Below are 19,538 nucleotides of genomic sequence, written 5' to 3' on the forward strand. Positions count from 1 at the left end.
CAGTGGAAGATCGACGACTCGTTGGACATGCACCAGTTGACGTCGTTGTGCAGGAACATCTGGTAGCCCGGCCGCTCGCGCTCGGCCGAGGCGCACATGCACTTGCCGCAGGCCGTCTTGCCGCAGCAGTCGTTGTAACTGATGAGGTAGTCCTTGCCGTCCAGCGGGTTGTGGCAGGTGCCGACCCACGACACCGCCGACGGCGAGGTGCCCGGCGGGCATGAGGTCGTGCTGCCGCCGCAGCACGAGCACAGGAAGCCGTCCACCGCGCAATAGCGCCAGTAGTCGCAGGCGGTCTCGTCGGTCTGCGGCTTCTTGGCCGCCGCGGGCGCGGACCGGGCCACCGGCAGCACCGGCACCAGGAAGGCGGTGCCGACCAGCACGCGGCCGATGCGGTTGAGCACGCTGCGACGCGACGTGGCGTGGGCGACGGAGCGCGTGGCGCGCTCTCCAAGCTTATCCAACCAGCGCATTGCCGTTCTCCTTGCGTGAAATGCGGGTCTCTTCCAGCGCGCCGCCGGCCAGGAATTCCTGCACCGACGCCACGCCCAGCTCCTTGGCCGTGAACAGGCTTTCCAGCTGTTCGCGCGAATTGATCAGGCCCTTGGCGCGGATCACGCCGGATTCGTCGATCAGCACCGCATACGGCAACTTGCTGATCTGGAACTTCATGCCCAGCTCGGTCGACAGCAGGTAGGGAAAGCGCTCCAGCCCCGCCTGGCGGTAGAACGCCAGATGCTCGGGCATCTCGCCGTCGCTGGCCAGCACGATGCGCAGCCAGGCGCTCTCGGTGCCGGCCACCGACTTGAGGATCGGCAGCAGCTTCTTGCACACCGGGCAGGTCGGCGACAGGAAGAACAGCAGCTGGCTGTGCTGGCCGCGTTCGCCGATGGTCAGGCGCCGGCCCAGCAGGTCGGCCAGTTCGAAACGGGGCGCGGCCTCGCCCACCGCCGGCCCCCTTGTCCATGGTCAGCGCCCCCATCGGCGCCACGCGCTCGTACAGCACGCCGATCTGGCGCGACAGCGCCAGGATGACCAGCATCAGGCAGAGCACCGCGCCCCACAGCAGAAAATTGGAAATGATCAAGGCTTCCATATCGTGTCGCTCCGTTGTTTCTAGGTATGCAGCTGCCGCAGCTTCAGGTGCGAGGCCAGCAGGTGATTGACGGTGAAATACAAGGCCACGGCGCACATCGCCAGGCCGAAGACCGAGGCCGCGTCGGCCCATTGCAGGCTGCGCGAAGCGCCTTGCGCCGCGGCGAACACCGGCAGCGTCCACGACGCCAGCAAGGCATTGCGCAGCACCATCCACCAGGACAGCCCGGCGCCGCGCGCCGCCGCGCCCCGGAAGGCGGGACCGCCGCAGCCGCAATCGATATCGCGGCGGCCGCGCGCCAGGTTGAGCGCCACGCCCGCCGTCGCCAGGGCCAGCACCAGCAGCGCCAGCGCGGCGCCCATGGCCTGCGCGCCCGGCGTCAGCAGCAAGGCGCCGGCCAGCGCTTCGGCCAGCACATAGCCCCAGGCGAAGGCGCCGGCCAGGCCGGCGGGCACGATCTCGTAGGCCGTCACGGCGCCGCTGAAGGCCGCCATGTCCTTGAGCTTGTCGAGCGCGCCCAGCAGCAGCACGCAGGCAAGCGCGGCGCTGGCGGCATAGAACAGCACGGGATCGGTCATTGCGCGCCTCCCGGCTGCGGCTCGACCTGCAGCGCCGTCTCGCCGGCGCCCTGGATCGTGCCCTTGAGCACCGGCGCGGCCGGCGCCGCGTCATAGATGTTGACGTTGCCGCCGTCGATGGTGAACAGGCGCGGCTTGTCGTCCTGCGACACCGACATCGACAACGCGTTCTTGCCCGGAATGCGCGCCAGCCGCTTGTGCGTGGCCAGGTCATACACCCAGATCTCGGCGGCGGGCGTCTTGTGCGAGCCTTCCGCGCCGTTCGGATGCATGCCCACGTACAGGCGCTTGCTGGCGCGGTTGACCGCCAGCAGGTTGTAGCCGCCCGGGCGCCAGCCGCGGTCCTTGCCGGATTTGTCCAGCAGCGACCACGGCTCGCCGAAGCGGGCCTCGGCGCCGCTGAAATCCGCGCTGTAGACGTTGCCGTTGTACGAGACGAAATAGAAGGTGTCGCCCAGGCGGTCGGTATGGGTGAAGATCGGATCCCTCTCGACCTCGAACATGGGCTTGCTGCGCTGCTGGCCCGACGGCTTGCCGGCGGCGTCCAGGTCGACCGTGACGAACGAGCCGTCGCCGCAGATGCTGGCGAAGCTGCGCGGCCGCGACGGCGGCACGATGATGCTCCAGCAGCCGGCGGACGCGGTCACTTCGTCGGCGAACTTGCGCGTCTTCAGGTCGACCACCGTGACCGACGAGGCCGGCGTGGCGTTCTGCACGAACAGCAGGCCGCCGTCGGCGCTCTGCTGCAGGTAGTTGCGGTAGTTCAGCGCCTGCGCGCGCTTCTCCGGAATCGGCACCTCGTACTTCGGCGTCAACGTCTCGGCATCCCAGGCCTCGACCACGTCGGTGCGCTTGCCGCGGTTCAGGCGCTCGTAGTAGGTGGTCATGATGTAGATGTCCTTGCCGTCCGCCGACACCGTCATGTGGCCGTTGAACGACGAGGGCACCAGTCCCAGGAATTTCATCGTGTCGCCGTCGTAAATGTTGACGCGGCTGTCGACCAGGTGATTGAACACCGCGTCCATCACGTACAGCCGGTGCGGCGTGGCCGGCGGCAGGCGGGTGCCGCCCTTGAGCTCCTCGACCGGCAGGTCGGCGCGGGCAAGCCCGGCGGCCGCGGCCAGGGCCGCGCACAGCGCCCATTTGCCGGCCCGCGCGGCGCGTCTGTTGGCACAATGCGCAATCATTGGATCTCTCCTGGTGTCATGTCCGTTGCTCCTAGAAGGCGTAGACGTAGCGCATCTGCACGCCCCGCATGCGCGGGCCGTTCTCGACCTTCAGGTCGTGGATGTACTGCATCTGGATCTGGTTGGCGTCGTTGATCTGGTGCGTCAGTTCCAGCGCCAGCTGGTGGTTGCGGGCGCGGCTGGTCACCGTCTCGCCCACGGCGCGCTCGCGGCCGCCGGTCTCGTAGCGGTAGCGGATGCCGGTGTAGGTGTTGTCCGTGATATTGGTGGAGGCCAGCGCGAAGAAGCGGAAGGACGGGTCCTTCTTCAGCGTCTGGCTCATCCAGTCGCTGTTGCGGCCGTAGATTTCCACTTCGCCGATGGCCTCCAGGAAGGTGGATTCGCCCACCCCCTTCACGAACGAGAAATCCTGGATGGTGGACCAGCGGTTCTTGCCCGGCGAAGTGTCCGGGCGCGAGCCATCGTAGCGCCCCAACGGCACCACCACGAACGGCTCCCAGGCGAACCAGGTCTTGGTCTGCTCGTTGTTGTAGAGCCAGATCGCGGAACCCAGCGTCACGTCGCCGATGCCGGTCTGGCGGTCGCGCGGGGCGCCCGGCAGTTCCATCGTGGTGCGCGACATCGGCACGATGAATTCGAGCTGCACGGTCTTGCCGAACAGCTCCCGGTAATGCATCTGGCGGTAGATCAGCGCATCCACGTCCACCGAGGCGCCGTCGATGCGCTTGCCGGCCGAATACAGCCCCGACGAGCGCAGCCCGGCCAGGTAGCCAGCGATGATGTTGGTGCCCACCGGCGCGGGTATCCAGTCGCGCGCGCTGGGGTCTCCGGCCCATGCCGCCTGCGCCGTGGCCAGGCCCGCCAGCAGCAATGCTGCGCGCGCCCGGGCCCGGCAATTGGTCTTGCCTGCCATGCACTTCCCCTTGGTTGCGCGGCCTCGCACGCGCCGGTATCTCCCGGCTTGTCTCGCGCGGCCGTCAGTCTAGTAAGCGATACAAACGGACTTCTTCTCCAGATACATGTCCAGTACGGCGCGGCCGTGCTCACGGCCGATGCCGGACTGCTTGAAACCCCCGAACGGCATGTTCGGGTCCAGCATGTTGTGGGTGTTGATCCAGAGCGTGCCCGCATCGATGCGCGGGATCAGGCGCTGGACCCGGGTCAGGTCGTTGCTCCAGAGGCTGGCGCCCAGGCCGAAGGCGCTGTCGTTGGCCAGCCGCACGGCGTCGTCGAGCGTGTCGAACGGCTGCGCCACCACCACCGGCCCGAAGATCTCCTCGCGGGCCATGCGGGCATCCTGCGGCAGATCCGTGAATACCGTGGGCCGCACGAAATACCCGGCGCCCTCGCCGGCGGCGCCGCCCGCCAGCACCTTGCCGCCCTCGGCGCGGCCGATGCCGATGTAGTCCATCACGCGCTGCTGGTGACGCGCCGACACCAGCGGCCCCACCTGCGTATCGGGCGCGAAGCCGGAACCCAGCCTCATGCCGGCGGCCAGGTCGGCCAGCCGTTCCACCACCTTGGCGTACAGGCCCTTCTGCACGTAAAGCCGCGAACCCGCGGTGCAGACCTGGCCCTGGTTGAAGAAGATGGCGGCGGCCGCGCCTTGCGCCGCCACGTCGGCGTCGCAGTCATCGAGCACGATCACGGGCGACTTGCCGCCCAGTTCCAGCGAGACGCGCTTCATGTCGTCCATGGCGGCGCGGCCGATGAGCTTGCCGACCTCGGTGGAGCCGGTGAAGGCGATCTTGTCCACGCCCGGATGCGCCACCAGCGCCGCGCCGGCCGTCTCGCCGCGACCGGTCACCACGTTGACCACGCCCGGCGGAAAACCGGCCTCCAGCACCAGTTCGGCCAGGCGCAGGGCGGTCAGCGGGGTTTCCTCGGCGGGTTTGAGCACCACCGTGCAGCCGGCGGCCAGCGCCGGGGCGATCTTCCAGATCGCCATCAGCAGCGGGAAATTCCACGGGATGATCGCCGCCACCACGCCCACCGGCTGCGGCAGCGTGTAGGCGCTGTACTTGAGGCCGGGCGGGAACGGGATCGACAGCGCCAGCGTGTCGCCGGTCAGCTTGGTGGCCCAACCGGCCATGTAGCGCAGCCATTGCGCGCCGGAACCAACCTCCAGCCCCTGGGCCACGCCCAGCAGCTTGCCGTTGTTCAGGGTCTCGAGCCGCGCCAGTTCCTCGCCATGGCGTTCCACCAGATCCGCCAGGTTCAGCAGCAGGCGCTCGCGCCCGGCTGGCAGCATGTCGCGCCACGGGCCGCTGGCGAATGCCCGGCGCGCGGCCTGCACCGCCAGGTCGATCTGCGCCGGACCGGCATCGAGCTGGGTGGCGATGACCTCGCCGGTGGCCGGATCGTGCACGGGGATGGGTTCGCCCTGCCCCTGGCGCAGCGGCTTGCCGTCGACGATCATGTATTCCCGGATGGCGGCCAGTTCCGGACGGCCGGAGGCGGAGGAAGGGGCGGACGGCATGCGTGAGGCTCCAACGGATAGGGTGAGGCCAGGATAGCAACGGCCCACCGTGCTGGCTTGTCCGCCCGTGCATGGCGATTTGTCCCGGTGCGCACGGCAAAAAAAAGCGGGACGCGCCATGCGTCCCGCCTGGCCCGCGGCGCCAGGGGCGCGCCGGATCAGTCCAGCATCAGCACCGTGGCGCCGGTGGTCTTGCGCGAGGCCAGCGCGGTCTGCGCTTCGCCGGCCTGTTCCAGGCTGTAGCGCTGGTCGATGCGGACCTTGATCTTCTTCTTCAGCACCAGGTCGAACAGCTCTTCCGAGGCGGCCTGCAGCTTTGCCAGCGTATTGACGTGCACGCCCAGCGACGGCCGCGTCACGTACAGGCTGCCCTTCTGGTTCAGGATGCCCAGGTTCACGCCCGCCACCGGACCGGAGGCGTTGCCGAAGCTGACCATCAGGCCGCGCGGCTCCAGGCTGTCCAGCGAGGTTTCCCAGGTGTCCTTGCCGACGCCGTCATACACCACCGGCACCTTCTTGCCGCCGGTCAGTTCGAGCACGCGCTCGGCCACGTTCTCGCGCGAGTAGTCGATGGTTTCCCAGGCGCCGTTGGCGCGGGCCAGTTCGGCCTTCTCGGGGCTGGAGACGGTGCCGATCAGCTTCACGCCGAGCGCGCGCGCCCATTGGCAGGCGATCAGGCCCACGCCGCCGGCGGCCGCGTGGAACAGGATGGTTTCGCCGCCTTGCAGGCGGTAGGTCTGGCGGAACAGGTACTGCACCGTCAGGCCCTTGAGCATGAGCGCGGCGGCTTCGTCGAAGCCGATGCCCTTGGGCACCTTCACGACCTGGTTGGCCGGCACGTTGCGGGCCTTGGCGTAGGCGCCGATCGGGCTCTGGCCATAGGCCACGCGGTCGCCCTTCTTCAGGTGCTTGACGTCGGCGCCCACGGCCGTGACCACGCCCGCGCCCTCGAAGCCCAGGCCATGCGGCAGCGGGTGGGGATACAAGCCCGTGCGGAAATAAATATCGATGAAGTTCAGCCCGGCCGCGTGCTGGTCGATGGTGACCTCATTGGCGGCCGGCGGCGGCACTTCGACTTCGACCAGTTTCAGGACTTCGGGACCGCCATGCTGCTCGATACGAATTGCCTTGACGAGATTGCTGGCCATGCTGGCCTCCTTTCTTTGAAATGTTGCGACGCAAGCTTGAGAATCAACTATGCAATCCGGACTTCAGCGCGCGGACGCGCTGCCGCCCGGCGCGGCGGGCGGCGGCTTGGCGGTCCCGCCCCCCCATCAATACGAATACCCCGGCCAGGACCAGCGCGGTGCCGGCCATCTGCCAGACCGTCACGGGTTCGTGCAGGAACCACGACGCCAGGAACAGCACCGACACCGGCCCCAGCATGCCCAGCTGCGACGCGGTCGGCGCGCCGATCAGCGCCACCGCCCACATCAGCATGAAGACGGGCACCACCGTGTTCAGGGTGGCATGGATGATCGAGTAGCCGTACACGCCCATCGGCTGGATCAGCACGGAGGCCGGATGGATCACGAAGAACTGCACGATGCAGGCCACGCACGACACCAGCATGGCATACGCCACCAGCCGGGTGGGCCCGATGCGCTTGATCAGCTCTCCGGAGCAGATCAGGTACACAGAATAGCTGAGCGCCGAACCGAAAACGAACAAAGACCCTAACAGCACCTCGGAGGAGCCGCCGAAGCTCAGATCGTGGGCGAAAACCAGCACCACGCCGGCGTACGACAGCGTCATCGCCAGCCATTGCCGGCGCTCGACCGGCCGCTTGAACCAGAACGCCGAGATCAGCACCACCAGCGACGGCGACAGGAACAGGATCAGCCGCTCCAGGCTGGCGGTGATGTAACGCAGGCCGAGGAAATCCAGGAAGCTGGACAGGTAGTAGCCCAACAGGCCCAGCAGGCAGACCTGGATGCGTTCCTTCCAGGTCATGACGACGATCTCGCCGCGGGCCGCCAGGCGCGACTGATGCCATGCCACCGCCGCGAAGAACGGCATGGCGAACAGCATGCGGAAGGCGATCAGGGTGACCGCGTCGATGCCGTAGCGGTAGGTGAACTTGACGACGATGGCCTTGGCGGAAAACAGGATCGCGCCAAGCGCGGCCATGAAAAAACCGGCCGCGCGGCTGGAGGGACGAGAGACCGGCAAAAGCTTGGCAATGCGATTCATGCGATGATTTTAGATTCAGCGCCGCGGGATTTGCACGCCCGGCGCGCATTTTCAGCCTACAGCGGCCCGGCCACGAACCGGCCCCGCCCCCTTCCGTTCCCTGCCATCCCTTGCGAATGACCCGACACCGCGCCCTGACTTATATCCATATCGCCGCCGTCCTGTTCGGCCTGACCGGCGTCTTCGGCGAACTGATCCAGGCCAGCGCGGCGGTCATCACGCTGGGGCGGGCGGTCTTCGCGGTGATCTCGCTCGGCCTGTTCGCCCGCATGCGCCGCCGCCCGCTGCTCGGCGCCCTGACCCCGGCCCAGTTGTTCGTGCTGGTGATCGCGGGCGCGCTGCTGGCGGCCCACTGGGTCACCTTCTTCATCTCGGTCAAGGTCGGCGGCATCGCCATCGCCACGCTGGGCTTCGCCAGCTTCCCGGCCTTCATCGCGCTGTTCGAGGGCCTGATCTTCCGCGAACGCGTGCGGCTGGCCGAATGGCTGCTGCTGGGCCTGGTCACGGCCGGCCTGGTGCTGGTCACGCCCTCGTTCGACCTGGCCGACCAGGGCACCATCGGCCTGGCCTGGGGCCTGCTGTCGGGCCTGACCTTCGCCCTGCTGGCCCTGAGCAACCGCCGCTCGGCCTCGGGCATGGACCCGATGCAGGTGGCCTGCTGGCAGAACCTGGTGGTGGCGCTGGTGATGCTGCCATTCGCCGCCGGCCAGTTGCCCGCCCTGCCCGCCATGGACTGGTTCTGGCTGGCGCCGCTGGGCGTGTTCTGCACCGGCCTGTCGCACTTCCTGTTCGTCTCCAGCCTGACCCGCCTGAACGCCCGCAGCGCCGGCCTGGTGATCGCGCTGGAACCGGTCTATGCCATCGCCTTTGCCTGGATGCTGTTCAGCCAGCAGCCCACCGTGCGCATGATGGCCGGCGCGGCCCTGATCGTGGCCGCCATCGTCTGGTCCGGACTGCGCAAGGCTCCCGTCGCCCCCGAAAGCGTCCCCCAAAAGCAGCCTTGACAATTACTGACTAGGCAGTAAAATTCGCTGCATGAATGCCTCGTCACGCCCTGAATCCCCCGAAAATCCGGTTCATTATCGCGGTGACACCCGCTGCATGATGGAAGAAAACGCCGGCTACCTGATCAAGCTGGTCGCCAACTCCCTGAACCGCATGCTGGACCAGGAAATGGCGCCGCTGGACCTCACCGCCATGCAGTGGCGCCCGATCGCCATGGTCGCCCTGGGACGGGCCGACACGCCCGCCGAACTGGCCCGGCTCAACGGCGTCGACACCGGCGCCATGACCCGCACGCTCGACCGGCTCGAGGCCAAGGGCCTGCTGCGGCGGGCCCGCAACCAGTTGGACCGGCGCGTCGTGAAGATCGAACTGACGGAGCTGGGCGAAACCAAGGCGCGCGAAATCCCGCCCAACATCGCCCGCGTGCTGAACCACCACCTGCGGGGTTTCTCCACCGACGAAGTAACGCAGCTGATGCACTTCCTGCGCCGCATGATCGCCAACGGTTCCGCCTCCGCGCCCGAGCGCTGACGGCGCCCGCCCAAGCCGACCCGCCCCTGCAGAAGGGGCTTTATTTGACGTAATATTTGCCTAGGCAAATACAGATTAATCAATTACTTTCAGCAGATTGTCAGGATGAAACGCCTTCTTTCTACCGCATTAGTGCTGGCCTTGAGCGGTTGCGCCCTGATGGAACCCGGCCCCGAGCCGGTGGCCGCCCTGAATGAAACCAAGCTGGGCCTGACCGCCCAGGACGTCGCCTGGCCCGACACGCAATGGTGGCATCGCTACGGCGACAGCCAGCTCAACGCGCTGATGGACGAAGCGCTGGCCAACAGCCCGTCCATGACCGCCGCCCAGGCGCGCCTGGCCAAGGCCAACGCCGCCGTCAGCAGCGCCCGCGCGCCCCTGATGCCGCGCGTGGACGCCAACTACACGCTGAACCGCGAGCACCTGTCCGGCGACTACATCTACCCCGCGCCGCTGGGCGGATCCGTCGTCAGCGACAACCGCCTGGCGCTGGACTTCAGCTACGAGCTCGATTTCTGGGGCAAGAACCGCTCGCACCTGAAGGCCGCGGTCTCGCAGCAGGCCGCCGCCGCGGCCGACGCCCAGGCGGCGCGCAACGTGCTGGCCAGCGCCACCGTGCGCGCCTACCTTAATCTGCAGGACGCTTTCGCCCAGCGCGACGTCATCAAGCGCGTGCTGACCCAGCGCGAAGAAGTGCTGTCGCTGACCCGCGGCCGCTATTCCGCCGGCCTGGACACCCAGGTCGAGGTGAAGCAGGCCGAATCGTCGCTGGCCGCCGGCCAGGTCGAGCTGACCCAGACCGAGACCACCCTGGCGCAACTGCGCAACCAGGTCGCGGCGCTGGCCGGCGCCGGCCCGCAGCGCGGCCAGTCGCTCGTCGAAGCCTCCCTGACCGCGCCCGCCGGCGGCGTGCCCGCCAGCGTGCCGCTGGACCTGCTGGGCCACCGTCCCGACGTGGTCGCCGCGCGCTGGCGCGCCGAGGCCGCCCGGCACCAGATCGACAGCGCCCGCGCCGAGTTCTACCCCAACGTCAACCTCGTGGCCTTTGCCGGCTTCCAGGCGATCGGCACCGGCAACCTGCTCGGCACCGCCGCCCGCACCGCCGGTTTCGGTCCGGCCATCACCCTGCCGATCTTCCATGGCGGCGAGTTGAACGCCAACCTGGCCGGCCGCCGCGCCGACGCCGACCTGGCCGTGTCCGACTACAACCAGACCGTGCTCGACGCCGTGCACCAGGTCGCCGACGCGCTCGACGGCCTGCGCCTGCTGGAACAGGAACGGGCCCAGCAACGCCAGGCGCGCGAAGCCATCGAGGCGGCCTATGAACTGGCCGTCAACCGCTACAAGGCCGGCATGGGCAACTACCTGACCGTGCTGATCGCGCAGACCGGCGTGCTGACCCAGGCGCGGCTCGACACCGACCTGCGCATCCGCGCCTACCAGCTCGACGCCAACCTGGCCAACGCGCTGGGCGGCGGCTACGTCCCCGCCCCGGCGCAGCAGCCCGCGCCCGCCACGAACTCCACTCATTGAACGCTCCGGATTCAGACGTCATGAACGCAGCCACTCCCACGACCAACCCCGCCCGCAAACGCCTGCTGCTGACCGCGACCGGTGTTTTCATCCTCATCGCGATCGCCTACGGCATCTGGTGGGCCCTGTTCGGCGCCCACTTCGAAAGCACCGACGACGCCTACGTGCACGGCAACCTGGTGCAGATCACGCCGCAGGTGCCCGGCACCGTGGTGGCCATCGAGGCCGACGACACCGAGACCGTCGCCGCCGGCCAGCCGCTGGTGCGCATCGACCCGGCCGACACGCAGGTCGCCCTGCAGCAGGCCGAGGCCAAGCTGGCGCAGACCGTGCGCCAGGTCCGCACCTACTACGTCCAGAACGACGCGCTGGCCGCTGACGTCGACCTGCGCCAGGCCGACATCCAGCGCGCCCAGGCCGAACTGACCCGCGCCCAGAGCGACGTCACCCGCCGCCAGCAGCTGGCCAAGTCGGGCGGCGTCAGCGGCGAGGAAATCCTGCACGCCGAGGCCGCGCTGAAGACCGCGCAATCCGGCCTGGCGCAGGCCCGCGCCGCGCTGGCCGCCTCGCGCGCCAAGCTGGCGACCAACCAGGCGCTGACCCAAGGCACCACCGTGGCCGACCACCCTGACGTGCGCCAGGCCGTCGCCGGCCTGCGCAATGCCTGGCTGGCCCAGTCGCGCACGGTGCTGCCCGCCCCCGTGGGCGGCGTCATCGCCCGCCGCACCGTCCAGGTCGGCCAGCGCGTGGCCCCCGGCGCCGCGCTCATGACGGTGGTGCCGCTGGACCAGGTCTGGGTCGAAGCCAACTTCAAGGAAGGCCAGCTGCGCAAGATGCGCATCGGCCAGCCGGTCAAGATGACCGCCGACCTGTATGGCAGCTCGATCACCTACCACGGCACCGTCGCCGGGTTGGACGCCGGCACCGGCAGCGCCTTCGCCCTGCTGCCGGCCCAGAACGCCACCGGCAACTGGATCAAGGTGGTGCAGCGCGTGCCCGTGCGCATCGCGCTCGACCCCGCGGACCTGAAGACCCATCCGCTGCGCGTGGGCCTGTCGATGGACGTGGAGGTCGACGTCGGCAAGCAGGACGGCGAAGCGCTGACCGCCACCACCCGCAAGGAACCGGCTTGGTCGACGCGCGCCTTCGAACCGGCCCATGACGAGGTCGACGCCCTGATCGGCAAGATCATCCAGGCCAACCTCGCCTCCGACGAATTCACCCCGCAGGCGGCGCAGTCGCCCGTGGCCAAAGAGGGCTTGGCGCGCGGCGCCAAGTAAGGGGGCCTTCCCATGAGCACGACCGCTCAGCCCGCGGCCGGCGGCGCCCCCGCCGAGCCGACCGTACTCCCGCCAGGGACCTACCCGCCGCTGGAAGGCGCCACCCGCATCATCGGGTCGATCGCGCTGTCCACGGCGGTGTTCATGAACGTGCTGGACACCTCGATCGCGAACGTGTCCATCCCGACCATCTCCGGCGACCTGGGCGTCAGCTCCAGCCAGGGCACCTGGGTCATCACCTCGTTCGCGGTGGCCAACGCCATCACCGTGCCGCTGACCGGCTGGCTGACGCAGCGCTTCGGCCAGGTGCGGCTGTTCCTGATCTCCACCCTGCTGTTCGTGCTGGCCTCGTGGCTGTGCGGCTTCTCGCCCTCGCTCGAGGCCCTGATCGCGTTCCGCGTGCTGCAGGGCGCCGTGGCCGGGCCGATGATCCCGCTGTCGCAGACCCTGATGCTGGCCAGCTTCCCCAAGTCCAAGGCGGGCATGGCGCTGGCGGTCTGGTCGATGACGACACTGGTGGCGCCGGTGGCCGGGCCGCTGCTCGGCGGCTGGATCTCCGACAACTACACCTGGCCCTGGATCTTCTACATCAACGTGCCGGTGGGCCTGCTGGCGGCGTGGATCAGCTGGCGCATCTACGGCAACCGCGAATCGCTGACGCGCAAGCTGCCGATCGACAAGCTCGGCCTGGTGCTGCTGGTGGTGTGGGTCGGCGCGCTGCAGATCATGCTCGACAAGGGCAAGGAACTGGACTGGTTCGCCAGCCCCACCATCATCGCCCTGGCCGCCATTGCCTTCGTTGCCTTCGTCTTCTTCCTGATCTGGGAACTGACCGACGCGCATCCGGTGGTCGACTTGCGCCTGTTCAAGATCCGCAACTTCACGGTCGGCGCGCTGACGCTGGCGGTGGCCTACGGCGTGTTCTTCGGCAACGTGGTGCTGCTGCCGCTCTGGCTGCAGAGCTACATGGGCTTCACCGCCACCTACGCCGGCCTGGTGACGGCGCCGGTGGGCCTGCTGGCCATCCTGCTCACGCCGATGGTGGGCAAGATGCTGGCCACCCGCGACCCGCGCCAGATCGTGACCGTGGCGTTCCTGATCTTCGCGCTGGTGTGCTTCATGCGTTCGGGTTTCAACACCCAGACCGACGTGCGCACGCTGATGATCCCGACCATCATCCAGGGCGCGGCCATGGCGGCGTTCTTCGTGCCGCTGACTTCGATCACACTGTCGAGCATCGAGCCCTGGCACATCCCGGCCGCCCCGGGCCTGTCGAACTTCCTGCGCCTGACCGCGGGCGCCTTCGGCACCTCGATCGCGACCACGCTGTGGGAAAACCGCGCCACGTTGCACCATGTGCAATTGACCGAATCCGCGCGGCCCGGCCAGCAGGCGTTCGATCAGACGCTCGACGTCCTGCAGAATACGGTCGGCATGTCGCACCAACAGGCCTTGAGCACGGTCGACCGGCTGATCAACGCGCAGGCGTTCACGATGTCCGCGGTGGATGTCTTCTACGCCTCGGCGGTGATCTTCCTGTTGCTCACAGGCCTGGTCTGGTTCGCCCGGCCACGCTCGACCAAGGCGGGCGGCGCGGCGGAAGCCGCGGCCGGCGCCCACTGAGAGCAGCCCCGCCTTGTCTCTGGCAAGGCGCGCACAAAAAAAGGCCCGGCGGATGCCGGGCCTTTTTTCAATGTTTCAACAGCGTGTGCCAGTCCTGCCTTTCGATCACTTCCGGCGGCAGCGCGCTCACCGGTGACAGGTTGATCACCGACACGCCACGTCCGCGCCACTGCTGCGCGGCGAAGCGGAACGACGGCTCGATGAGACGGGCGAAGTTGCGCGCCAGCCGGCTGGTCTGCGGCGTCTCGCCTTCGTCGTAGAAGCGCATGCCGTGCTGCAGCGTCAGGTCCAGGCCGTGCAGGTAGACCTTGCGCGCGCCGCCCGAGATCATCACCTGCAGCGCCACGTAGGCCACCGTGTCCGCGTCGAACACGCCGAGCGACGCGTCGAAGCTGTAGCCCAGGCCCTGCTTGGCGTCCAGCAGCCGCAGGTCGGGCGACGCGGCCACCATGCGCTTGAGCACCGCGGGCGCGGCGCTGCGCTGGTAGGCCCGCTCGGAAATGAACTCGATGATGCAGATGCGGCAGCGGATCTCTTCCTGCGGAATCCCCTGCATGATGTAGCGCAGCACGTCGGGCAGCACGTACAACGTCAGGTCGCAAGCGACGATCTCGCGCACCAGATCAATGCGGTCCCGCACGAAATTCTGGTCGATGATGCAGTAGTACTTGAACTGCAGATTGAACTTGCGCGCCAGCGCGATGGAGCCGTTCACCCCCATGGCCACCCGGATGTCCAGGCGGTCATAGGGAATCTCGGCGATCGACGGCCCGCTCAGGATCAGGTGCATCTCGTCGTCGTCGGGGTCGTACCCCTGCTCCAACGGCGTGATGGGTACAGACCGTCCAAACGCGCGGAAGCCACAGATCACCCCGGCCGGATTGCGCCAGATGCGCACGAACGGCCACAGGTGCTGATTGTGGCGTTGCGTGCGCGACCGCAGCATCCGGAACAGCTTGCGGGCGAAGCGGTCGGCACGACTGCCGCCCACGGGGGCGGAGGGGGAGGCGATGGAATCGACCATGGTCTGGGCCCCCGGGCAACGCATCGCGCTAGACCGCCGCGATCAGCGACGCAATGGCGTCGCCTACTTCGGCGGTGGACGCGGTGCCCTTCATGTCGCGCGTGCGCGGACCGTCGGCCAGCACCGTCTCGATAGCGCGAACCACGGCCGCCGAGGCGTCGTCATACCCCAGGAAATCCAGCATCAGCGCGCCGCTCCAGATCTGGCCGATCGGGTTGGCGATGCCTTTGCCATAAATATCGGGTGCGGAACCATGCACGGGTTCGAACAGAGACGGGAATTTGCGTTCGGGGTTCAGGTTGGCCGACGGCGCGATACCGATCGTCCCCGTGCAGGCGGGGCCGAGATCGGAAAGAATATCGCCGAAAAGGTTGGAAGCCACGACCACGTCGAACCAATCAGGATGCTGCACGAAGTGCGCGCACAGAATATCGATGTGATATTTGTCCCAGCGGACATCCGGATAGTTCCCGGCCATTTCCGCCACGCGCTGGTCCCACCAGGGCATCGAAATCGAAATGCCGTTGGACTTGGTCGCCGCCGTCAGGTGCTTGCCGCGCTTGCGGGCCAGCTCGAAAGCGAATTTCAGCACGCGCTCGGCGCCGATGCGGGTAAATACGCTTTCCTGGATGACCACTTCGCGCTGGGTGCCGCCGAACAGCACGCCGCCGCTGTTGGAATATTCACCCTCGGTGTTTTCGCGCACGATGAAGAAATCGATCTCGCCAGGCTGGCGGCCGGCCAGCGGCGACGGCACGCCGGGCATCAGGCGCACCGGGCGCAGATTGATGTACTGGTCGAATTCGCGGCGGAACTTGAACAGCGAGCCCCACAACGCCTCGTGGTCGGGCACCGTGGCCGGCCAGCCGATGGCGCCGAAGAAAATCGCCTCATGCTGACCGATCTGCTGCTGCCAATCATCCGGCATCATTTTGCCGTGCTTGGCGTAATAATCGCAGCTCCAGTCGAAGTGATCCCACTGGAAATCAATGCCGAAGCGTGACGCCACGGCGTCGAGCACTTTCAGGCCTTCCGGAACGACTTCCTTGCCGATTCCGTCCCCAGGGATCACCGCAATCTTGTGTTTTTTTGCCACCACTTTTCCTTTGTCTTCCGGGAATACATCGCCCAGAATCATAGGCATAAATGGCGGTAACGCAATACCCCAAGTTACAAACAACGTACTACCCGACGTTACAGCGCCGGATTCGGTTTGTTCCGAAGATGGAATACAGAATTCAACGGCGCGTCTTGGACCCCAGCAGCGATCCCAGGATGCCGCGCGCCAGTTGCGTCGCGATCGAACGCGCCGTGCTCTTGGCGAAGGTCTGCACCACGCCGTCGCGCTTGCCGCCGCGCGGGCCGGTGGAGCCGAACAGCACATCGTTCAGGCTGTCCATCAGGCCGCCGCCCTGTGCCTCGGCGGGCGCGCCGCCCGCGGTCGGCGTCGGCGCGGCCTTGCCAGGCGCCTGATCGGCCGGCGCCGCCGCGCGTCCAGCCAGCACCTCGTAGGCGGACTCGCGGTCGATGGCCTTGTCATATTTGGCCGACATCGGGCTGCCCTGGCGCAAGGCCTGGCGCTCGGCGTCGGTGGCCGGGCCGATGCGGCTGCCGGGCGGCACGATCCAGGCGCGCTCGGTCGGCATCGGCCGGCCCTTGGCGTCCAGCAGCGACACCAGCGCCTCGCCCACGCCCAGCTCGGTGATGGCCGCCTCGATATCCAGCCCCGGATTGGGCCGCATGGTCTGGGCCGCGGTCTTGACGGCCTTCTGGTCGCGCGGTGTGAAGGCGCGCAACGCGTGCTGCACCCGGTTGCCCAGCTGGCCCAGCACGGTGTCGGGAATGTCCAGCGGATTCTGCGTCACGAAATACACGCCCACGCCCTTGGAACGCACCAGCCGCACCACCTGTTCGATCTTGGTCAGCAAGGCCGGCGGCGCGTCGTTGAACAGCAGGTGCGCCTCGTCGAAGAAGAACACCAGCTTGGGCTGGTCGACGTCGCCCACTTCGGGCAGCTTCTCGTACAGGTCGGCCAGCAGCCAGAGCAGGAAGATCGCATACAGCCGCGGCGCCTGCATCAGCTTGTCGGCGGCCAGCACATTGACGATGCCGCGGCCCTGGGCGTCGGTGCGCATCAGGTCGGCCACGTCCAGCATCGGCTCGCCGAAGAATTTCTCCGCGCCCTGCGACTCCAGCGCCAGCAGGCCGCGCTGGATCGCGCCGACGCTGGCGGCGGACACATTGCCGTAGCGCGTCTTGAGCTCGGCGGCGCGGTCGGCGACGTTCTGCAGCATGGCGCGCAGGTCTTTCAGGTCCAGCAGCAGCTGGCCCTCGTCGTCCGCCACCTTGAACACCAGCGTCAGCACGCCTTCCTGGGTGTCGTTGAGTTCGAGGATGCGCGCCAGCAGCAGCGGGCCCATGTCGGTAATGGTGGCGCGCACCGGCGTGCCCTGCTCGCCGAACACGTCCCACAGGGCCACCGGGCTGGCGCCCCAGGCCGGTTCGTCCAGGCCGAGGTTCTTGAGCCGCTCCTGCAGCTTGGGGCTGGCCACCCCGGCCTGCGAAATGCCGGTCAGGTCGCCCTTGACGTCGGCCATGAAGACCGGCGTGCCCAGGCGCGAGAAGGATTCGGCCAGGACCTGCAGGGTGACGGTCTTGCCGGTGCCGGTGGCGCCGGTGATGCAGCCGTGGCGGTTGGCCAGGGCTGGCAGCAGGGCCAACTCGGTCTGCGCATTCTTGGCGATGACGATGGGGTTGGGCATGGGCAACTCTCCGGACCGGATGACTCAGATGCCCAAGTGTAGAGCCTGTGGTGGCGCTTGTGCGCGTGGCAATATGGACACAGGCGGGCGACTCCCGGGCGCGCAGGCCGCCGGCACGGTAAAATGCCGTTTTTGCAGACAATTTATCCTGGGAAGCCATGGCCGGACACAGCAAATGGGCCAATATTCAGCACCGCAAAGGCCGCCAAGACGCCAAACGCGGAAAGCTCTGGACCAAGATCATTCGTGAAATCACCGTGGCGGCGCGCGCCGGCGGCCCCGACCCGGACAGCAACCCGCGCTTGCGCATGGCCTGGGACAAGGCCACCGACGCCAACATGCCCAAGGACAACATCCAGCGCGCCATCCAGCGCGGCGCGGGCGGCGCGGACGGCGAAGCGTACGAGGAAGTGCGCTACGAGGGCTACGGCATCGGCGGCGCGGCGGTCATCGTCGACTGCATGACCGACAACCGCACCCGCACCGTGGCCGAAGTGCGCCACGCCTTCGCCAAGAACGGCGGCAACCTGGGCCAGGAAGGCTCGGTCGCCTTCATGTTCAAGCACTGCGGCCAATTCGTGTTCGCTCCCGGCACGCCGGAAGACAAGGTCATGGAAGCCGCCCTCGAGGCTGGCGCCGAAGACATCGCCACCGACGAGGAAGGCGTGATCGAAGTCATCTGCGCCCCGACCGACTACGCCGCCGTGCGCAAGGCGTTCGACGACGCCGGCCTGAAGGCCGAAGTCGACGGCATCGTCATGAAGGCCCTGAACGAAACCGAACTGGCCGGCGAAGACGCCATCAAGATGCAGAAACTGCTCGACGCCCTGGAAGGCCTGGACGACGTGCAGGAAGTCTATACCACCGTCATTTTCGACGAAGCGCAGTAAGTTGTCTCGCGACACTCGACTGGCAACCTTAAGAATCACGCAACAATGAAACTCCTGGTAATTGGCTCGGGCGGCCGCGAACATGCCCTCGCCTGGCGACTGGCCCGCTCCCCGCGCGTACATAAGGTGTACGTGGCGCCGGGCAACGGCGGCACGCAACGGGCCGAGCAGATGGAAAACATCCCGCTCACCAATGCCGAGGAACTGGCTGACTTCGTCCAGCGCGAAGGCATCGCCCTGACGGTCGTCGGCCCCGAGGCGCCGCTGGCCGCCGGCGTGGTCGATGTCTTCCGCGCCCGCGGCCTGAAGATCTTCGGGCCGACCAAGGCCGCCGCGCAGCTGGAAAGCTCCAAGGACTACGCCAAGGCCTTCATGGTCCGGCACAACATCCCGACCGCGCGCTACGCCACCTTCACCGACCCGGTCCAGGCCCACGCCTACATCGACCAGGAAGGCGCCTCCATCGTGATCAAGGCCGACGGCCTGGCCGCGGGCAAGGGCGTGGTGGTCGCCGCCACGCTCGAAGAGGCCCACGCCGCCGTCGACGCCATGCTGGGCGACGGCTCCATGGGCGAAGCCGGCGCGCGCGTCGTCATCGAGGAATGCCTGGTGGGCGAGGAAGCCAGCTTCATCGTCATGTGCGACGGCCGCAACGTGCTGGCCCTGGCCACCAGCCAGGACCACAAGCGCCTGCAGGACGGCGACCAGGGCCCGAACACGGGCGGCATGGGCGCCTACTCGCCCGCCCCCATCGTCACGCCCGAGCTGCACCACCGCATCATGCGCGAAATCATCCTGCCGACCGTGCAGGGCATGACGCGCGACGGCATCCCCTACACCGGCTTTCTGTACGCCGGCCTGATGATCGCCCCCGGCGACGACCCCGACCGCGACATCAAGACGCTGGAATTCAACTGCCGCATGGGCGACCCCGAAACCCAGCCGATCATGATGCGCGTCAAGAGCGACCTGCTGGACGCGCTCGAGCACGCCGTCGAAGGCACGCTGGACCAGGCCGACATCACCTGGGACCGCCGCACCGCCCTGGGCGTGGTGCTGGCTTCGCACAACTACCCCAACACCCCGCGCACCGGCGACGTCATCCGCGGCCTGCCGGCCGATGCCGACGACTGCATGGTGTTCCACGCGGCCACCCGCCTGGAAGGCGAGGAAACCCAGACCACCGGCGGCCGCGTGCTGTGCGTCACGGCGCTGGGCGACTCGGTCAAGATGGCGCGCGACCGCGTGTACGAAGCGATCGACGGCATCCACTTCGACGGCCGCCAGTACCGCAGCGATATCGGCTGGCGCGCGCTCAAGCCGTCGCAGCAGAAGCCCAAGTCCAACGCGTAACCGG

At 67.8% G+C, this 19,538-nt stretch carries 17 protein-coding genes and 1 pseudogene; 7 read left to right on the top strand and 11 right to left on the bottom strand.

Annotated elements, in window-relative coordinates:
- The 8 genes and pseudogenes from AOZ49_RS06525 to AOZ49_RS06560 form a co-directional block, all read right to left on the bottom strand.
- A partial coding sequence (locus tag AOZ49_RS06525) for a methylamine dehydrogenase light chain (RefSeq protein ID WP_054474661.1) occupies positions 1-473 on the bottom strand: 473 nt, incomplete at its 3' end.
- Positions 457-1,096 (bottom strand): annotated as a pseudogene (gene mauD, locus AOZ49_RS06530) (methylamine dehydrogenase accessory protein MauD). The pseudogene mauD and the gene AOZ49_RS06525, both read right to left, overlap by 17 nt.
- Before the next feature lie 20 nt (positions 1,097-1,116).
- Positions 1,117-1,674: a MauE/DoxX family redox-associated membrane protein gene (locus AOZ49_RS06535; protein ID WP_054434227.1), complete on the bottom strand. Its 558-nt coding sequence runs from the start codon at positions 1,672-1,674 to the stop codon at positions 1,117-1,119.
- Positions 1,671-2,861 (bottom strand): amine dehydrogenase large subunit, encoded by a 1,191-nt coding sequence (locus tag AOZ49_RS06540; protein WP_054474662.1) that lies wholly within the window; start codon positions 2,859-2,861, stop codon positions 1,671-1,673. Before AOZ49_RS06540 ends, AOZ49_RS06535 begins: the two co-directional genes overlap by 4 nt.
- 31 nt (positions 2,862-2,892) lie before the next feature.
- Complete coding sequence (locus tag AOZ49_RS06545) at positions 2,893-3,774, bottom strand: transporter (protein ID WP_054474663.1); 882 nt, start codon at positions 3,772-3,774, stop codon at positions 2,893-2,895.
- 69 nt (positions 3,775-3,843) lie between these two features.
- On the bottom strand, positions 3,844-5,340 hold the full coding sequence (styD, locus tag AOZ49_RS06550) for a phenylacetaldehyde dehydrogenase StyD (protein ID WP_054474664.1): 1,497 nt from the start codon (positions 5,338-5,340) through the stop codon (positions 3,844-3,846).
- A gap of 158 nt (positions 5,341-5,498) precedes the next feature.
- The gene (locus AOZ49_RS06555) at positions 5,499-6,488 is read right to left on the bottom strand and encodes a quinone oxidoreductase family protein (protein ID WP_054474665.1); all 990 of its coding nucleotides are present in this window, start codon (positions 6,486-6,488) and stop codon (positions 5,499-5,501) included.
- Positions 6,489-6,531: 43 nt separating this feature from the next.
- Positions 6,532-7,533 carry a DMT family transporter gene (locus AOZ49_RS06560; RefSeq protein WP_054474666.1) on the bottom strand — a complete coding sequence of 334 codons (1,002 nt, stop codon included), beginning with the start codon at positions 7,531-7,533 and terminating at the stop codon, positions 6,532-6,534.
- 116 nt (positions 7,534-7,649) lie between these two features.
- Here AOZ49_RS06560 and AOZ49_RS06565 point away from each other — a divergent pair, with 116 nt between their 5' ends.
- The 5 genes from AOZ49_RS06565 to AOZ49_RS06585 all read left to right on the top strand — a co-directional run bounded on the left by AOZ49_RS06565 (position 7,650) and on the right by AOZ49_RS06585 (position 13,505).
- Positions 7,650-8,537, top strand: a complete 888-nt coding sequence (locus AOZ49_RS06565; protein WP_054474667.1) for a DMT family transporter — start codon at positions 7,650-7,652, stop codon at positions 8,535-8,537.
- A gap of 31 nt (positions 8,538-8,568) precedes the next feature.
- Positions 8,569-9,069, top strand: coding sequence for a MarR family winged helix-turn-helix transcriptional regulator (locus AOZ49_RS06570; protein WP_054434211.1), 501 nt, complete (start codon positions 8,569-8,571; stop codon positions 9,067-9,069).
- A 105-nt stretch (positions 9,070-9,174) separates the two neighbouring features.
- Entirely contained in the window at positions 9,175-10,602 is a 1,428-nt protein-coding gene (locus AOZ49_RS06575) for an efflux transporter outer membrane subunit (RefSeq protein ID WP_054434209.1), read from the top strand.
- A 20-nt stretch (positions 10,603-10,622) separates the two neighbouring features.
- A complete protein-coding gene (locus AOZ49_RS06580) occupies positions 10,623-11,882 on the top strand; it encodes an HlyD/EmrA/EmrK family protein (RefSeq protein WP_054434207.1) in 1,260 nt (419 codons plus the stop codon).
- Positions 11,883-11,894: 12 nt separating this feature from the next.
- Positions 11,895-13,505: a DHA2 family efflux MFS transporter permease subunit gene (locus AOZ49_RS06585; protein WP_054474668.1), complete on the top strand. Its 1,611-nt coding sequence runs from the start codon at positions 11,895-11,897 to the stop codon at positions 13,503-13,505.
- Positions 13,506-13,572: 67 nt separating this feature from the next.
- Here AOZ49_RS06585 and AOZ49_RS06590 read toward each other — a convergent pair whose 3' ends face one another.
- The 3 genes from AOZ49_RS06590 to AOZ49_RS06600 form a co-directional block, all read right to left on the bottom strand.
- Positions 13,573-14,529, bottom strand: a complete 957-nt coding sequence (locus tag AOZ49_RS06590; protein ID WP_054474669.1) for a hypothetical protein — start codon at positions 14,527-14,529, stop codon at positions 13,573-13,575.
- A gap of 28 nt (positions 14,530-14,557) precedes the next feature.
- The gene (locus tag AOZ49_RS06595; protein WP_054461310.1) at positions 14,558-15,625 is read right to left on the bottom strand and encodes a tartrate dehydrogenase; all 1,068 of its coding nucleotides are present in this window, start codon (positions 15,623-15,625) and stop codon (positions 14,558-14,560) included.
- 142 nt (positions 15,626-15,767) lie between these two features.
- A complete protein-coding gene (locus tag AOZ49_RS06600; protein ID WP_054434202.1) occupies positions 15,768-17,291 on the bottom strand; it encodes a helicase HerA-like C-terminal domain-containing protein in 1,524 nt (507 codons plus the stop codon).
- 158 nt (positions 17,292-17,449) lie between these two features.
- Between AOZ49_RS06600 and AOZ49_RS06605 the strand changes: the two genes are divergently transcribed.
- Both AOZ49_RS06605 and purD read left to right on the top strand, forming a co-directional pair.
- Positions 17,450-18,181 carry a YebC/PmpR family DNA-binding transcriptional regulator gene (locus AOZ49_RS06605; protein WP_054434200.1) on the top strand — a complete coding sequence of 244 codons (732 nt, stop codon included), beginning with the start codon at positions 17,450-17,452 and terminating at the stop codon, positions 18,179-18,181.
- Positions 18,182-18,226: 45 nt separating this feature from the next.
- Positions 18,227-19,534 carry a phosphoribosylamine--glycine ligase gene (gene purD, locus AOZ49_RS06610; RefSeq protein ID WP_054474670.1) on the top strand — a complete coding sequence of 436 codons (1,308 nt, stop codon included), beginning with the start codon at positions 18,227-18,229 and terminating at the stop codon, positions 19,532-19,534.
- Positions 19,535-19,538 lie beyond the last annotated feature (4 nt).

This window comes from Achromobacter sp. 2789STDY5608615, from assembly GCF_001298995.1.
In the GTDB taxonomy this organism is placed as follows: Bacteria; Pseudomonadota; Gammaproteobacteria; order Burkholderiales; family Burkholderiaceae_B; genus Achromobacter; species Achromobacter insuavis.

Excerpts from the sequence above, each read along its gene's own strand:
- AOZ49_RS06600 (WP_054434202.1), bottom strand. The coding sequence starts at position 17,291 with ATGCCCAACCCCATCGTCATCGCCAAGAATGCGCAGACCGAGTTGGCC.
- AOZ49_RS06540 (WP_054474662.1), bottom strand. The coding sequence starts at position 2,861 with ATGATTGCGCATTGTGCCAACAGACGCGCCGCGCGGGCCGGCAAATGG.
- AOZ49_RS06580 (WP_054434207.1), top strand. The coding sequence starts at position 10,623 with ATGAACGCAGCCACTCCCACGACCAACCCCGCCCGCAAACGCCTGCTG.
- AOZ49_RS06605 (WP_054434200.1), top strand. The coding sequence starts at position 17,450 with ATGGCCGGACACAGCAAATGGGCCAATATTCAGCACCGCAAAGGCCGC.
- AOZ49_RS06585 (WP_054474668.1), top strand. The coding sequence starts at position 11,895 with ATGAGCACGACCGCTCAGCCCGCGGCCGGCGGCGCCCCCGCCGAGCCG.
- AOZ49_RS06545 (WP_054474663.1), bottom strand. The coding sequence starts at position 3,774 with ATGGCAGGCAAGACCAATTGCCGGGCCCGGGCGCGCGCAGCATTGCTG.
- AOZ49_RS06565 (WP_054474667.1), top strand. The coding sequence starts at position 7,650 with ATGACCCGACACCGCGCCCTGACTTATATCCATATCGCCGCCGTCCTG.
- AOZ49_RS06560 (WP_054474666.1), bottom strand. The coding sequence starts at position 7,533 with ATGAATCGCATTGCCAAGCTTTTGCCGGTCTCTCGTCCCTCCAGCCGC.
- AOZ49_RS06575 (WP_054434209.1), top strand. The coding sequence starts at position 9,175 with ATGAAACGCCTTCTTTCTACCGCATTAGTGCTGGCCTTGAGCGGTTGC.
- AOZ49_RS06590 (WP_054474669.1), bottom strand. The coding sequence starts at position 14,529 with ATGGTCGATTCCATCGCCTCCCCCTCCGCCCCCGTGGGCGGCAGTCGT.
- AOZ49_RS06555 (WP_054474665.1), bottom strand. The coding sequence starts at position 6,488 with ATGGCCAGCAATCTCGTCAAGGCAATTCGTATCGAGCAGCATGGCGGT.
- AOZ49_RS06535 (WP_054434227.1), bottom strand. The coding sequence starts at position 1,674 with ATGACCGATCCCGTGCTGTTCTATGCCGCCAGCGCCGCGCTTGCCTGC.
- AOZ49_RS06570 (WP_054434211.1), top strand. The coding sequence starts at position 8,569 with ATGAATGCCTCGTCACGCCCTGAATCCCCCGAAAATCCGGTTCATTAT.
- purD (WP_054474670.1), top strand. The coding sequence starts at position 18,227 with ATGAAACTCCTGGTAATTGGCTCGGGCGGCCGCGAACATGCCCTCGCC.
- styD (WP_054474664.1), bottom strand. The coding sequence starts at position 5,340 with ATGCCGTCCGCCCCTTCCTCCGCCTCCGGCCGTCCGGAACTGGCCGCC.